General features: G+C 70.9%; 13 protein-coding genes. 5 read left to right on the top strand and 8 right to left on the bottom strand.

Features of this window, described 5'->3' with window-relative positions:
* Positions 1-34: 34 nt before the first annotated feature.
* Positions 35-1,054 carry a LacI family DNA-binding transcriptional regulator gene (locus CLV46_RS02970; RefSeq protein ID WP_100363406.1) on the bottom strand — a complete coding sequence of 340 codons (1,020 nt, stop codon included), beginning with the start codon at positions 1,052-1,054 and terminating at the stop codon, positions 35-37.
* Between the two features lie 117 nt (positions 1,055-1,171).
* Here CLV46_RS02970 and CLV46_RS02965 point away from each other — a divergent pair, with 117 nt between their 5' ends.
* Both CLV46_RS02965 and CLV46_RS02960 read left to right on the top strand, forming a co-directional pair.
* Positions 1,172-1,795, top strand: a complete 624-nt coding sequence (locus CLV46_RS02965; protein ID WP_100363405.1) for a hypothetical protein — start codon at positions 1,172-1,174, stop codon at positions 1,793-1,795.
* A gap of 117 nt (positions 1,796-1,912) precedes the next feature.
* Positions 1,913-3,388 (top strand): APC family permease, encoded by a 1,476-nt coding sequence (locus CLV46_RS02960; protein WP_100363404.1) that lies wholly within the window; start codon positions 1,913-1,915, stop codon positions 3,386-3,388.
* A 9-nt stretch (positions 3,389-3,397) separates the two neighbouring features.
* Here the strand turns inward: CLV46_RS02960 and CLV46_RS02955 are convergent, their stop codons facing one another.
* Both CLV46_RS02955 and CLV46_RS02950 read right to left on the bottom strand, forming a co-directional pair.
* Positions 3,398-4,375 carry a zinc-binding dehydrogenase gene (locus tag CLV46_RS02955; protein WP_100363403.1) on the bottom strand — a complete coding sequence of 326 codons (978 nt, stop codon included), beginning with the start codon at positions 4,373-4,375 and terminating at the stop codon, positions 3,398-3,400.
* Entirely contained in the window at positions 4,353-5,768 is a 1,416-nt protein-coding gene (locus CLV46_RS02950; RefSeq protein ID WP_100365855.1) for an MFS transporter, read from the bottom strand. Before CLV46_RS02950 ends, CLV46_RS02955 begins: the two co-directional genes overlap by 23 nt.
* Positions 5,769-5,815: 47 nt before the next feature.
* Here CLV46_RS02950 and soxR point away from each other — a divergent pair, with 47 nt between their 5' ends.
* Positions 5,816-6,277: a redox-sensitive transcriptional activator SoxR gene (gene soxR / locus CLV46_RS02945; RefSeq protein WP_100363402.1), complete on the top strand. Its 462-nt coding sequence runs from the start codon at positions 5,816-5,818 to the stop codon at positions 6,275-6,277.
* A 244-nt stretch (positions 6,278-6,521) separates the two neighbouring features.
* Here the strand turns inward: soxR and CLV46_RS02940 are convergent, their stop codons facing one another.
* The 5 genes from CLV46_RS02940 to CLV46_RS02920 are packed head-to-tail and all read right to left on the bottom strand — an operon-like array spanning position 6,522 to position 11,664.
* On the bottom strand, positions 6,522-7,355 hold the full coding sequence (locus CLV46_RS02940) for a ThuA domain-containing protein (protein WP_245866455.1): 834 nt from the start codon (positions 7,353-7,355) through the stop codon (positions 6,522-6,524).
* A complete protein-coding gene (locus CLV46_RS02935) occupies positions 7,352-8,494 on the bottom strand; it encodes a Gfo/Idh/MocA family protein (RefSeq protein ID WP_211282137.1) in 1,143 nt (380 codons plus the stop codon). Before CLV46_RS02935 ends, CLV46_RS02940 begins: the two co-directional genes overlap by 4 nt.
* Positions 8,491-9,375: a carbohydrate ABC transporter permease gene (locus CLV46_RS02930; protein ID WP_100363399.1), complete on the bottom strand. Its 885-nt coding sequence runs from the start codon at positions 9,373-9,375 to the stop codon at positions 8,491-8,493. Before CLV46_RS02930 ends, CLV46_RS02935 begins: the two co-directional genes overlap by 4 nt.
* Before the next feature lies 1 nt (position 9,376).
* The gene (locus CLV46_RS02925; protein WP_211282136.1) at positions 9,377-10,321 is read right to left on the bottom strand and encodes a carbohydrate ABC transporter permease; all 945 of its coding nucleotides are present in this window, start codon (positions 10,319-10,321) and stop codon (positions 9,377-9,379) included.
* Positions 10,318-11,664, bottom strand: coding sequence for an ABC transporter substrate-binding protein (locus CLV46_RS02920; RefSeq protein ID WP_100363398.1), 1,347 nt, complete (start codon positions 11,662-11,664; stop codon positions 10,318-10,320). Before CLV46_RS02920 ends, CLV46_RS02925 begins: the two co-directional genes overlap by 4 nt.
* A gap of 153 nt (positions 11,665-11,817) precedes the next feature.
* Here CLV46_RS02920 and CLV46_RS02915 point away from each other — a divergent pair, with 153 nt between their 5' ends.
* A complete protein-coding gene (locus CLV46_RS02915; RefSeq protein ID WP_100363397.1) occupies positions 11,818-12,582 on the top strand; it encodes a GntR family transcriptional regulator in 765 nt (254 codons plus the stop codon).
* Positions 12,579-13,595, top strand: coding sequence for a LacI family DNA-binding transcriptional regulator (locus CLV46_RS02910; RefSeq protein WP_100363396.1), 1,017 nt, complete (start codon positions 12,579-12,581; stop codon positions 13,593-13,595). Before CLV46_RS02915 ends, CLV46_RS02910 begins: the two co-directional genes overlap by 4 nt.
* The last annotated feature ends 32 nt before the right edge of the window (positions 13,596-13,627 follow it).

Here is a 13,627-nt window from a genome sequence, read left to right as displayed (position 1 = left end):
GTAATGCGCCATCTGCGCGCTGTCAAACCCCGCGTCAGGGTGCGTGCGCCGTGGTGTCACGCACCACGAGTTCCGGTTGGATCGGGGACGGCTGGGCGACGCGCTCCGAGCGGAGTTCGGCCACGAGCAGCCCGACCGCGCGGCGCCCCGTCTCGGCGAAGTTCTGCCGGATCGTCGTGAGCGGCGGCCAGAAGTGCGCGGATTCGGGGATGTCGTCGAAGCCGACGATGCTCACCTCGCCGGGCACGTCGACGCCCGCCTCGCGGAACGCGTGCAGCAGGCCGAGCGCCATGAGGTCGCTCGCGGCGAAGACCGCGGTGAAGTCGCGCCGCCAGAGCAGCTCCACCCCCGCGCGGTAGCCGAAGTCGGCGGTCCAGTCGCCGAGGATCGGCGGGGTGACGGGCAGGTCGCGCTCGGTCAGTTCGAAGAGGTAGCCCTGCATCCGGGCCTCCGCCTCGATCCAGTCCTGCGGGCCGGCGAGGTGGATGATCCGCTCGTGTCCGAGCTCGATGAGGTGCGAGGTCGCGAGTCGCGCGCCCGCGAACTGGTCCACCGAGATGCTGTGGCCGATGTCGCGGCGGGTCGAGTCGAGCGTCACGAACGGCACGCGCAGCGACGCCGCGAACATCGCCCGGAAGACGCGCACCTGAGGCGCGACGACCACGACCGCCTCGACGGCCTGCTGCACGAGCCGGTCCAGCGCCTCGTGCACCGACGCGTCGTCGCTCGCGCAACTCGTGATGCTCACGCGATAGCCCGCCTCGCGCGCGGCCGCCTCGACCGCGTACGTCATCGTCTGGATGCCGTACGACGCATCCTGCGAGGCGACGAGCACGCCGATCGTGCCGGTCTTGCTCGTGACGAGGGCGCGCGCCGCCTGATTGGGCCGGAACCCCGTCTGCTCGATGACGTCGAGCACGCGCTGACGCGTCTCGGGCCGGATGCTCGGGGAGTCGTTGAGCACGCGCGAGACGGTCTGGTACGACACTCCGGCGAGCTTGGCGATGTCACGGATGTTGAGGGATCGCGCCGGCTTCTGCCCTTCGGCTGTCACGGAACCCCCGGCGTCGTCGGCGAATGTGTACGGTCACATCCGGTCGCCACCATTATGCACGGGCGCCGTCGCGGTGCCCGCTGGTACGTTCGGAAGGAGCGGGCGAGGAGGCGGCGGATGACCGACGGCACCGACAAGCCGCGGCGTGCTGCGCGGCCCCGCCCGGAGCCTCCGCCGGTCGAGGTGCTCGTCGAGGAGGGCATGCTGATCGCCGGGTCGGCGCTGCGGCTCGCGATCAAGAACCTCATCATCGTGGCCGCATTCCGCGAGGGCGACGCCGCGAGCGCTCCGGTGCTGCGACTGGCCGTGCGCGACCGGCTGCTCGAGCTCGCGCGCGAGCGCCAGGTCGAGGCCGCGCGGCTCGAGCGCGCTCGCGAGGGGGCACGCGGACGACGCGGGCCCGCGCGCAGCCAGGACGACTACCGCGAAGAGGACGCGCCCACACTCATCCTGCGCGCCGAGGTGAATCGCCTGATGGCGCGCCGGCTCCGGCAGTGCGCCGACGACGACGAGTACCTCGACGCGCAGCTCACGGTCGCCCGGCGCGCGGCACTCGACGACATCCTGCGCTCGAAGCTGCCCGCCGTCGCGCCCGTCGACGACGACGAGCATGGACGACGCGAGCGGATGGCCGCCGTCCGCCGCGACGTGGAGCGGCTGCACCGCGAACGGCGGCGCCGGCCGCTCGCCGTGCTGCGGGGGCGCCTGCGTCACCTGCTGCGGCGCCGAACGCGACGCTGAGCGCACGCCCCGGAAGACGGCCCCCCGGGTCGCGCGACGCCGCTCCGGATGCCACCATGGGTGCCGCGTCGGCCGCGGGACGGCGACGCCGCACCACGTACCACCGGAAAGGGCCGCATGAACTGGCGAACGAAGTCCGTCGAAGCCTCCATCGCCGACACCACCGATGCGGAGCGCAGTCTCACGCGCACCCTCGGCACCTGGGACCTCACGCTCATGGGCGTCGCCGTCGCCGTCGGCGCGGGCATCTTCTCGGTCGGAGCGAACGCGGCGGCGAGCTTCGCCGGCCCCGCGGTCACCCTCTCGTTCGTGCTCGCAGCCCTCACCTGTGCGCTCGCGATCATGTGTTACGCGGAGTTCGCCTCGACGATCCCCGTCGCCGGGAGTGCGTACACGTTCACCTACGCGACGATGGGCGAGTTCCTCGCCTGGATCATCGGCTGGGACCTCATCCTCGAGATGTTCACCGGATCCGCCGTGCTCGCCAAGTACTGGGGCGTCTACCTCGCGGAGGTGTTCCAGGTGTGGAACGTGCCGATCCCGGCCACGGTGCAGATCGCGGGCATCGACGTCAGCTGGCCGGCGTTCCTCGTCGTCGCCGTCTTCACCGCGCTGCTCGTCGCCGGAACCAAGCTCACCGCGCGCGTCGGCAGCGTGTTCACGATCATCAAGGTCGGCATCGTGCTGTTCGTGATCGTCGCCGGCTTCTTCTTCATCCGCGTCGAGAACTACACGCCGTTCGTGCCCGCGTCGGAGCCGACCGAGGGCGGAGCCTCGGATGTGTGGAGCCAGTCGCTCTTCTCGTGGCTCTCGGGTGCCGCGCCGGCGCAGTACGGCGCCTTCGGGGTGCTCGCGGCGGCGGCCCTGGTGTTCTTCGCGTTCATCGGTTTCGACGTCGTCGTGACGAGCGCCGAGGAGGTGCGCAACCCGCAGAAGACGCTCGTGCGCGGCGTGTTCCTGGGCCTCGCGATCGTGACGCTGCTCTACGTGCTCGTCTCGATCGTGCTCACCGGCATGGTGTCGTACCGCGATCTCGCCAGTTCGGAGGAGCCCTCGCTCGCCACCGCGTTCACGCTCGTCGGTGCCGACTGGGCCGCCGCGATCATCTCGATCGGCGCGCTCGCCGGACTCACGACCGTCATCATGGTGCTGCTGCTGGGGTTGTCGCGGATCGTGTTCTCGATGAGCCGCGACGGTCTGCTGCCGCGCTGGCTGTCGAAGACCTCGGCCACCCGCAAGACGCCGGCGCGCGTTCAGATCATCGCCGGAGCGCTCGTCGCCGTGGTCGCGGCCTTCACCGACGTGGGGCTGCTCGAGGAGATGATCAACATCGGCACGCTCTCGGCGTTCGTGCTCGTGAGCGTCGGCATCATCGTGCTGCGTCGCACCCGGCCCGACCTGCCGCGCGCCTTCCGGGTGCCGTTCTCCCCGGTGCTGCCGCTCGTCTCCGCGGCTCTGTGCGTCTGGCTCATGCTCAACCTGACGACGCTCACCTGGGTGCGCTTCCTGGTGTGGCTGCTCATCGGGATGGTGATCTACCTCGCCTACGGTCGACGCCACTCCCGCGTGGGTCGCGGGCTCGAGGCGCGCTGACGAGCTCGGTCAAGGCAGCAGCACGACCTTGCCGAGGGCCCGACGCTGCTCGATCGCGCGGTGGGCGTCGGCGGCCTCGTCGAGGGTGAAGCGGTGCACGGCCGGCACGACGGTGCCGTCGGCGCCGCTCGCGAGGGCGCGCGTCTCGAGTTCGCGCAGGTAGCCGGGGCGCGCCAGGACCGCGGGACCGATCGCCGCCGTCACGGTGAGCCCGCGCGAGGCGAGCGCCGCCCCGTCGACGGTGAGCGGCGTACCGGAGGACCAGCCGATCACGACCGTCCGGCCGCGTGTGCCGAGCGCGTCGAACAGGGTCGATGCGACCGCTCCCCCGACTCCGTCGAAGAGCACGTCGGCGCGTCGGTCGCCCAGCACCCGCCGGAGGGCGTCCGGCCAGTCCTCTTCCGCGTAGTCGACCACGGAGTGGGCGAGGGACGCGCGGGCGATCTCCGCCTTGCGCTCGCCCCCGACGAGGGCGACGACGGTGCAGCCGACGTCGACGGCGAGTTGCACGATCTGCGAACCGAGGCCACCGGTGGCGCCGGGGACGAGCACGAGATCCCGGCGTGACAGCGCGGCCGCGTCGATCGCGGCGTGGGCCGTGCGGCCGGTGCCGATGAGCGCGACCGCGGAGGCGGCGTCGAGCCGGTCGGGCAGGCGGTGCAGCGCCGACGCCGCGACCACCGCCCGCTCCGCGTAGCCGCCGCTGCGCCATCCGAGGTGCGCGACGACGCGCGCCCCCGACCAGGCGGCATCGACGTCGGCCCCCAGGGCGACGACACGACCCGCGACCTCGCGCCCGGGTGTCATCGGGAGCGTCGCCGCGCCCGCCGGTCCGGCGGCTCCGGCGCGCAGCGTCGTGTCGAGGGCGTGCACCCCGGCGGCCTCCACCGCGATGACGACCTCGTCGGAGCCGGGCGCGGGGTCGTCGACGGTCTCGACGACGAGCACCTCGGGTCCGCCGAACTCACGCTGTCTGACGGCGCGCATCCGCCACCTCCTCGGCTCCGGTCGGCGCGACCGCATCCACTCTCCCGGCGAGGGCGACGAGCACGACGGCGACGACGAGCCCGGCGACGAACACTCCGACGAACGGCGCGACCCCGCCGACGGCGAGCAGGGCGAGGTGGAGGGCCCCGGTGAAGGCGAGCAGCACCGCCATGCCGGTGTACTCCGCGATGGTGCCCGCGGCGGAGTTGAACCCCTGTTCCCGCTCCGGGGAGTGCCGCAGCACGAGCACCGAGAACCGCGGAGTCATGAGCCCCATGCCGGCGCCGGCGAGCGCCCATCCGCCGAGGGCGAGCCAGGGCAGGGCATCCGTCACCGACACGAACAGCACGAGCGCGATCGCCCCCGCGAGCAGCACCGAGGCGACCCGCACGATGGCGCCGTCGCCCCGGTCGGCAGGCACCTTCGTCTGCACCCACGACGCGAGCGACCACGTCACCGCCCCGGCGGTGAGCGCGAGGCCGGCGAGGGAGGGCGTGAAACCGAAGCGCTCGGTGAGCAGGAGCGGCACGTACGCCTCGGTCGCAAGGTAGGCGGATGCGGAGAGCCCGCGCAACGCGACCGCCCCGGGCAGTCCGCGGCGGACGGTGAAGGTGCCGGCGGGCACGAGCGGGCGGAGGGTGAACGCCACGCCGACGACGCCCACGGCGATCGCGCCAGCCACGACGGGCCAGTCGAGCCGCTCGGCCGCGCCGGAGACGAGGTGCAGCGCGAGCACGACGAGGGCGAGGGCGCAGCCGACGAGGATGCGGCCCCAGCGCCAGCGTTCGGGTTCGCCGGAGGGCGGAGTGCGCAGTTCGGGCCGGCGCAGTGCCGGCAGCACGGCCGCGAGGGCGAGCACGACGAGCGCGGCGACCCCGAGGAACACCCAGCGCCAACCGAGGTGCTCGGTCACGAGCCCCGCGATGAGCGGACCGATGAGCGAGGGCACCACCCAGGCCGCGGCGAAGGCCGCGAACACCCGCGGATGCATCGGCTGCGGGTACGCGCGGCCGACCACGACGTAGAGGGCCACGATGAGACCGCCGCCGCCGGCGCCGTGCACGAGCCGCCCGGCCACCACCGTCGGCATGTCGCCCGCCCATCCGGCGACGAGCACCCCGATGAGGAACAGCGCGACCATGACCAGCAGCGGCGTACGCGGTCCGGACCGGTCGGACCAGTTCGCGGCGACCACCATGCCGACGACCCCGCTCGCGAGCGGCCCGGCGAACGCGAAGGCGAAGAGCGCGAGTCCGTCGAGTTCGTGCACGATCGTCGGCATCGCGGTCGTCACGGCGAGCGCCTCGAAGGCGCCGAGCGCGACGAGGGCGATCATGCCGACGGTGAGCAGGCGGTAACCGGGCGTGAGCGGGGAGGTCGGCGGAGAGGACATGCCGTCCACGCTAGAACCTCGACTATGGTTGAGGTCAAGGAGGCCGGATGGGCGACGTGCACATCGAGGGCGGCCCGCGCGCGATCCTGACGGTCGGCGACGTCGCCCGGCGCAGCGGGGTCACCGTCTCGACGCTGCACTTCTACGAACGCGAGGGCCTCATCCACTCCACCCGCACGGCGGGCAACCAGCGGCGGTACAAGCGCGAGGTGCTGCGACGGATCGCGTTCATCCGCACCGCGCAGCGCATCGGCATCTCGCTCGCCGAGATCCGGGACGCGCTCGGCACCCTGCCCGCGGCGCGCACCCCGACCCGGCACGACTGGGAGCGGCTGAGTGCGGTGTGGCGCGACGACCTCGACCGGCGCATCCGCCAGCTCGAGCACTTGCGCAGCGACCTGACCGACTGCATCGGATGCGGGTGCCTCAGCCTCGGCGTGTGCGCGCTGCAGAACCCGCGCGACGAGCACGGCCGCGAGGGCCCCGGCCCGCGGTTCTGGGAGGACTGACGCCGCACGCCGGTCGTCCGCCCGCGGGCCCCGCGGCGTGCGTGCGTCGCGTCCCGTGTCGTCCCACCGCCGAGCGTGCCCGTTGGCGACAGAAATTGCACCGAAACAGCGGAAAAGTGTCGCGAACGGGCACGCTCGACGTGGTCGGCACGCCCGGCGTGCCCGTTCCGGACGTGAACGGTGCGATTCCGGCGCCGAGGCGTCCGGAACGGGCACGCTCGACGTGATCTGCGCGCCCAGCGCGTCAGTCGGCGGTCTCCCGCGGCGCGATGAGCTCACGGGTGTAGTAGTCGACGAGGCCCTCGGGCGAGGTGAGCACGGGGCGGTCGAACTCGCCGGAGACGTACATCGGCGTGATCAGGTACGACTCGCGCGCCCGCTCGGAGTGGGCCCACTTCACGCCGTTCGCGATAACGCGCTGCACGTCGGGGTGGTGGTAGACGGGGAAGATCTCGTCGCCCGGGCTGAAGTAGAACACCTTGCCGTAGCCGCGGCGGTAGGTGATGCCGCTGCGGAACACCTCACCGCCCGAGAAGCTGCTGATGAAGATGAGCTCGTCGGGTTCGGGGATGTCGAAGAACTCGCCGTACATCTCCTGTCCGGGGATGACGAGCGGCTGCGGCACCCCCTCGGCGATGGGATGACGCGGCGAGACGGTCCAGATGAGCTCGCCGTCGTTGTCGTTGCGCCAGCGCAGGCTGCAGGTGGTGCCCATGAGGCGCCGGAAGATCTTCGAGTGGTGCCCCGAGTGCAGCACGATGATGCCCATGCCTTCGAGCACGTGCTTCTGGATGCGGTCCACGACCTCGTCCGACACCTCTTCATGGGCGGTGTGCCCCCACCACAGCAGCACGTCGGTCTGCGCGAGCAGCTCCTCGGTCATGCCGTGCTCCGGGTCGTCGAGCACCCGCGTCGTGACGGTGACGTCGTCGCCGAGCAGGCGGGTGATGCCCTCCGCGATGGTGCTGTGCATGCCGTCCGGGTAGATGCCGCGCACGACCGCGTTGACCTGCTCGTGCCGGTTCTCGCCCCAGACGACGACCCGGATGGCCTTCTTCTCGGTGGTTGAGGTGGTCAATGGGCGCCTCCTGACGCGATCGGGGCCGGGATCGATCCCCAGGCCGGTGTGGCGATGCCGTCGGCGGCACTGGTCCATGAGCGCAGGAGGCCCGCGACGTCGTCGCGCTGCTCGTCGGCGATGGCCTGGGCGAGCGACTCCTCGAGGAGGTCCGCGATGACGACCTTCTCGCCACCGCGGTCGCTGCTGCGGATCGCCCCCTCGATCATGGCCAGGGTGAGCACGTTGGCGCGCACCTCGTTCTGCGGGGTCGTGCCCGTGCGCAATGCACCGACGAACTCCTCGAGCGACCCCTCGATGCTCTCGCTGCGGTCCGGCACCTCGAACTCGACGCCTTCGGCATCCGTCTCGACGACGAAGTCGCCGTCCCAGTGCGCGGCGCCCTTCTCGGCGTACACGTGCCAGTCCGCGTTCCACGAGGTCTGCAGCCCGGGGGTCGCCCGGCTGCCCGAGTAGATGAAGCGGGCGCCGGACGCGAGCTCGAACGTCGCGGTCGCCGCGGCGTGGCCGGCGAACCAGCTCCACGACGGGTTCCACGAGTCGCAGCGCACGCTCACCGGCTCATCGTCGCTGAGGTAGCGCAGCATGTCGAAGTGGTGCACCGACATGTCGACGAGCAGCGGATGCGCCATCTGCTCGCGGAATCCGGGTTCGTGGTCCTCGTGGAAGAACTGGGCGTGCACGGCCCCGAGCGGACCGAGCGCGGCGACCGCCTGACGGAACGCCGCCAGGTGGTTGAAGTACCGCCGGGACTGGCTGACCATGAGCAGACCGCCGGTGAGGTCGGCCAGCGCGACCTGGCGCAGCGCCTCCGCCACCGTCGGAGCGAGCGGCTTCTCGCACAGCACGGGCAGGCCCGCGCGCAGAGCCTGCTCGTTCACCACGCGGTGCGCTTGCGGCACGGTCACGTTGACGACCGCGCGAGCACCGGACGCCTCGGCCACCCCGACGAGCGAGGCGCCGACAGCGACGTCGAGACCGGCCGAGGCGACGGTCTCGCGGGCGAGGTCGACGTTGAGGTCGACGACGCCGACCGGTTCGGCGTGCGGCGACCGGGCGAGCATGCGGATCCACTCGCCACCCATCGCCCCCGCACCCACCACGACAACGGGGAGTCGCGCGGATTCGTTCATCGTCATCCCTTCAACGCTCCACCGAGGCTCGACTTGAGCAGATGCTTGCGCACGAGCATGTACAGCACCGCCGGCGGCAGCACGTAGACGACCGCGCTCGCGGCGAGCAGACCCCAGTCGACGACGTTGCGCTCGCTGAACGCGCGGAACAACCCGATGGCGAGCGGGTACAGGTCCTGGTTCTGCAGCATCACGAGCGGCGTGAGGAAGTCACCCCACGAGCCCATGAACATGAGCATCGCCGCGGCGCCGAGTCCCGGGCCGATGAGCGGGAGCACGATGCGGCGCGCCGCCTGCAGTCGCGTGTTGCCGTCGGTCCAGGCCGCCTCCTCGAGCTCGACGGGCACGGCGTCGATGGTGCCCTTCATGAGCCACAGGGTGACCGGCAGGCCGCTGACGGCCTGCACGAGGATCAGCCCGTGCAGCGTGTTTGCGAGCCCGAGGTTCACCATGATGAGGTACAGCGCGACGATCGTGGCGGGCGCCGGGATGACGCGGATGAGCAGGATCGCGAACATGAAGAACCGGCGACCGGGGAAGACGAATCGCGACAGCGCGTATCCGCCCGCGATCCCGAGCCCGAGGTTGAGCGCGGTCGAGGCGATGGCGATCACGAGGCTGTTGACGAGCAGCAGCGGCGTGCCCGAGGCGGTGAAGAACCGCACGAAGTTGTCGAACGAGAACTCCGGCCACTGCACCGTCGCCCCCGCGTCCGCGTCGACCGCGCTGAACACGACCCACGCGAACGGCACGAGGCAGAACAGCGCGAGCAACACGATCAGCGCGTAGCCGATGGACCGCTGCACGACGTCGATCGGGCGGAGCGAACGGCGACCGCGGCGCAATGCCTGGAGGGATGCCGCGGAGCGGCTCTCGACGGCGGTCATGTCACACCTCCACTTTCGCGAGGCGCACGTAGACGACTCCGAGCACGATGACGATGACGAGCAGGATGATCGACGCGGCGCTGCCGATGCCGATCTGCGAGAACTGCAGGGCCCGCTCGTAGATGTAGATGGCGGCGATGCGCGTCTGCCCGCCGGGCCCACCGCGGGTGAGGAAGTACACGAGCCCGAACACGCCGACCGTGCTGATCGTCGTGAGGAGCAGGTAGAGGAACACCGGGCCGCGGATGAGGGGGAGGGTGACGTGACGGAACACCTGCACCGCGCTCGCCCCGTCGACCCGGGCCGCCTCGATCAGTTCTGCGGGGACGTCCTCGAGCGCGGCCTGGAACATGATCATGGCGAACGCGAGCCCGCGCCAGATGTTCACGAGGATGATCGCGAGCATCGGCGCCGTCTGGAGCCACGCGGTCGGTTCCCCGCCGAACACGCCGGTGAGACGGTTCAGCGTGCCCTCCGGGCTCGTCGCCAGCACGCTCGCCCACGTGAGCGACGCGACGACCTCCGGCACGACCATCGGCATGAGCAGGGCGGCGCCGAAAAAGCCCTTGCCGCGGATCCACGGGCGGCTGAGCAGGACGGCGGCGATCATGCCGCACACGGTCTGGCCGATGATCGCCGAGAAGAGCAGGAACGTGCCGGTCTGCCCGAGCGAGTTGAGGAAGTCGGCGCTCGCGAGCAGATAGGTGTAGTTGTCGATGCCGATGAACTGCGGGTTCCTCGCCGCGAACCCGGTCAGCTGGGTGTTCGTCAGGCTGAGCCAGATCCCGTAGACGGCGGGCAGCACGATGAAGAGGACGATGAGCACCGCCGACGGCCCCAGCAGGAGGAGCACGAGCGGCCAGGTCTTCTGGACGCGGCGGCGCCGCGGCGCAGGCGGCCTCACGGCCGTCTGCACCGCGGCGGGTGCGTCGACGATCGACGTCACTCCTTCACCAGAGTGGGGCCGAGCAGCTCCGTGGCGTCCTTCACGAACGCCTCGTAGGCCTGCTCGCCGTCGGCCTGTCCGCTGAGGATCATCTCGGTCGCGGTCGCGACGGCCTGGGCGATCTGGTCGGCGCCGTCTCCGGTCACGACGTACACGCTGTCGGCGAGATCCTCACCGGCCTGCAGCAGCTGCGGCTCCTCCGAGTAGGGCGCCACGTCGTCGAGGTCGTCGCGGGCGGACGCCGCACCCGAGGCGACGAGCTGCTCCGCGAGGGGCTTGCCGCTCGAGAGGTACTTGATGAACTCGAACGCCGCCTCCTTGTGCTCGGAGTCGGCCGAGATGGCGTAACCGCCGCCGGTGCTGCTCCAGCCGTAGGGCTCGTCGCCGTCGCGGAGCCCGGGCCACTGCCAGGTGGAAACCTTCTCGGTGAGTCCCTCGATGGGCGTCGCGCCCTCGGGGCCCCAGTCGAACTTCCAGCCCCAGGTGCCCTGCGCCGCGACCTGGATCTCGCCGGCGGGGAACTTCTCGTACTTCGTCGGCTCCCACGGGTTCGGGTTCTGCAGGTCCGCGACCGGCAGGAGGCCTTCGCTCACCAGGTCGGCGTAGAGGTCGAAGACGGCGCGCCAGCCGGGGCTCTCGAGATCCCAGGTGTCGGTCTCGGGGTCGTAGTACTCCGTGTCGGTGCCGCCGAGCAGAGGCTGGAACCCCTCGCCCCAGGTGCCGCCGCCCCAGGCCGTACCCGCCGGGATCACGATCGGGGTGCCTCCGGTCTTCTCCTTGACCTCGACCAGGCGAGCGATCAGGTCGTCCCAGGTCTCGGGCTGGGAGGTGTCCACGCCGAGCTCAGTCAGGATGTCCTGGCGGTAGAACAGGTTCAGCACGCCCGCGCCCGAGGGCAGGCTGTAGATCGAACCGTCCTGGCGGGTCATCGCCTCCTTGACGGCCGGGTAGTAGTGGTCCCAGCCGTCCCACTCCTCGAGGTGGTCGTCGAGGGGCTCGAGGTAGCCGGCCGAAGACCAGGCGATGGCCATGTTCTCGCCGATGTCGAGCACGTCCGGCGCCTGACCGGCGATGAGCTGCTGCGTCATCTTGGTCTTGAACTGCTCGTCGGTCAGGATGTCGGCGATGAGCTCGACCTTGATGTCTTTGCCCTGCTTCTTCATCTCGGCCTCGAAGCCCGGGATCTCTTTCCCGATGGCGTCGATGTTCGTCTGCTTCGTCTCCATGATGGTGATCGTCACGGGGCCGTCGCTTCCCTCGCCGCCCCCTGCGGAGCAGCCGGCGAGTCCCGCCGCGGCGACCACGGTTGCCGTGAACGCAGCGATGACATGAGTGCGCTTCATTGCGATGCCTCTCCTGGGCTCACCCCGTCGGCTGCTTCGCCGATCCGTCGGGCCTGTCCCGTTCCGCATGTTAGGACATTCGAGGCGAGGCCGTCAACATTTGTACTAACATGACATACGACCATCATGTCAGTTCAGAATGAGGGGGGTCGCATGCTCGATGTCGCGCAAGCCGTCGTCCTGCCCGTCGAGCAGTTGCTCCAGCCTACGACGCAAGGATCCCCGCTCTGGGTGCGGTTGGCCGCCGGACTCGAGAACGCGATCTCGTCGGGGGCGCTCCCGCCGGGTGCGCGCCTCGAGAACGAGGTGTCGATGAGCGAGCGCCTCTCCCTGTCCCGCCCGACCGTCCGTCGGGCGATCCAGGAACTCGTCGACAAGGGGCTCCTCGTGCGCCGCCGCGGCATCGGGACGCAGGTCGTCCACGGATCCGTCGCCCGGCAGATCGACCTGACGAGCCTCCACGACGATCTCGAACGCTCGGGGCGGGTGCCGTCGACGCGCGTCCTCGACGTCACGCTCGCCCACGCGTCATCCGACATCATCGAACAGCTGGGACTCGCCCCCGACGCACGGGTGCTCAAGATCCGCCGGGTCAGGTTCGCCGACGCGGTGCCCATCGCGATCCTCGAGAACTACCTGCCCGAGACGTTCGCCGACATCACCGCGGAGACGCTCAAGGAGGTCGGTCTCTATCACGAGCTGCGCGCCCGGGGGGTGACGCTGCGGGTCGCGCGCCAGCGCATCGGCGCACGGCGCGCGAGCGTCGACGAGGGCCTCCTGCTCGACATCGGACGCGGCGCGCCCGTGCTGACCATGGACCGGACGGCGTACGACGCCGACGGTGTCGCCGTCGAGTACGGGCATCACTGCTACCGGCCCGACCTCTACGGCTTCGAGATGACCCTCGTCGACCGATGACGCGGCCCGCCTCGGTCACACTCCAAGATGTCGCGGCGCTCGCCGGCGTGTCCATCAAGACGGTGTCGAACGTGGTGCGCGAGTACCAGCACGTGCGCCCGTCCACCCGGGCGAGGGTGCAGGACGCCATCGATCGGCTCGGTTACGTGCCCCACAGCATCGCCCGTCGCCTCGCGACCGGGAGGACGGGCATGATCGCGTTCGCGCTGCCCGCGATCGAGGCCCCCTACTTCGCCGAGCTCGCGGCGCTCGTCTCGACCGAGGCCGACGGCTTCGACTACCGCCTGCTGATCGAGCAGACCGCCGGCAGCCTGGAGGACGAACGCGCCGTCCTCCGGGGTCGCGAACGGGGCCTCATCGACGGCCTGATCTTCCAGCCGACGGTGCTCGACGCCGCGGCGATCGAGGAGTTCCGCGGGTCCACCCCGCTCGTGCTGCTCGGGGAGATCGCGGCGCCTCCGACGGTCGACCACGTGATGGTCGACAACACGGCCGCCGCGCGCGCGGCGACCCTCCACCTGCTCCAGTCCGGGCGCACGCGGGTCGCGTTCCTCGGACAGTCCGCCTGGACCGAGCACGCCACCACGAGGTTGCGCATGGGCGGATACCGCTCGGCGCTGGAGGAGTTCGGCGCCTTTCGCGACGACGATCTCCTGATCCCGATGACCCGGTTCGGGGCGTTCTCCGCCGAGGCCGCGGTCGTCGACGCGATCGAGGCGGGCGTGCGCTTCGACGGGCTCGTGTGCTTCGACGACCTCTCCGCGATCGGGGCCATGAAGGCGCTCGCACGCACGGGACGGATCGTGCCCGACGACGTGGGGGTCGTCGGATGGGACGACATCCTCATGGCGCAGTTCACGAATCCCGGGCTCACGACCATCCGGCCCGACAAGGCGGCGCTCGTGCGGACCACGTTCCGCATGCTGCGCGAGCGCATGGACGGCGCGAGCGGACCCGGGCGTCACGAACTCGTCGGATTCGACCTGGTGGTGCGCGGCAGTACGGCGAGCTGATTTGCAGCGCTGGAAACCAAGTCGCGGGGTCC

The organism is Diaminobutyricimonas aerilata, assembly GCF_002797715.1.
Lineage (GTDB): Bacteria > Actinomycetota > Actinomycetes > Actinomycetales > Microbacteriaceae > Diaminobutyricimonas > Diaminobutyricimonas aerilata.
This window is presented reverse-complemented; position numbering and strand designations above follow the sequence as displayed.

Excerpts from the sequence above, each read along its gene's own strand:
- CLV46_RS02965 (WP_100363405.1), top strand. The coding sequence starts at position 1,172 with ATGACCGACGGCACCGACAAGCCGCGGCGTGCTGCGCGGCCCCGCCCG.
- CLV46_RS02960 (WP_100363404.1), top strand. The coding sequence starts at position 1,913 with ATGAACTGGCGAACGAAGTCCGTCGAAGCCTCCATCGCCGACACCACC.
- CLV46_RS02955 (WP_100363403.1), bottom strand. The coding sequence starts at position 4,375 with ATGCGCGCCGTCAGACAGCGTGAGTTCGGCGGACCCGAGGTGCTCGTC.
- CLV46_RS02950 (WP_100365855.1), bottom strand. The coding sequence starts at position 5,768 with ATGTCCTCTCCGCCGACCTCCCCGCTCACGCCCGGTTACCGCCTGCTC.
- soxR (WP_100363402.1), top strand. The coding sequence starts at position 5,816 with ATGGGCGACGTGCACATCGAGGGCGGCCCGCGCGCGATCCTGACGGTC.
- CLV46_RS02935 (WP_211282137.1), bottom strand. The coding sequence starts at position 8,494 with ATGACGATGAACGAATCCGCGCGACTCCCCGTTGTCGTGGTGGGTGCG.
- CLV46_RS02930 (WP_100363399.1), bottom strand. The coding sequence starts at position 9,375 with ATGACCGCCGTCGAGAGCCGCTCCGCGGCATCCCTCCAGGCATTGCGC.
- CLV46_RS02920 (WP_100363398.1), bottom strand. The coding sequence starts at position 11,664 with ATGAAGCGCACTCATGTCATCGCTGCGTTCACGGCAACCGTGGTCGCC.
- CLV46_RS02915 (WP_100363397.1), top strand. The coding sequence starts at position 11,818 with ATGCTCGATGTCGCGCAAGCCGTCGTCCTGCCCGTCGAGCAGTTGCTC.
- CLV46_RS02910 (WP_100363396.1), top strand. The coding sequence starts at position 12,579 with ATGACGCGGCCCGCCTCGGTCACACTCCAAGATGTCGCGGCGCTCGCC.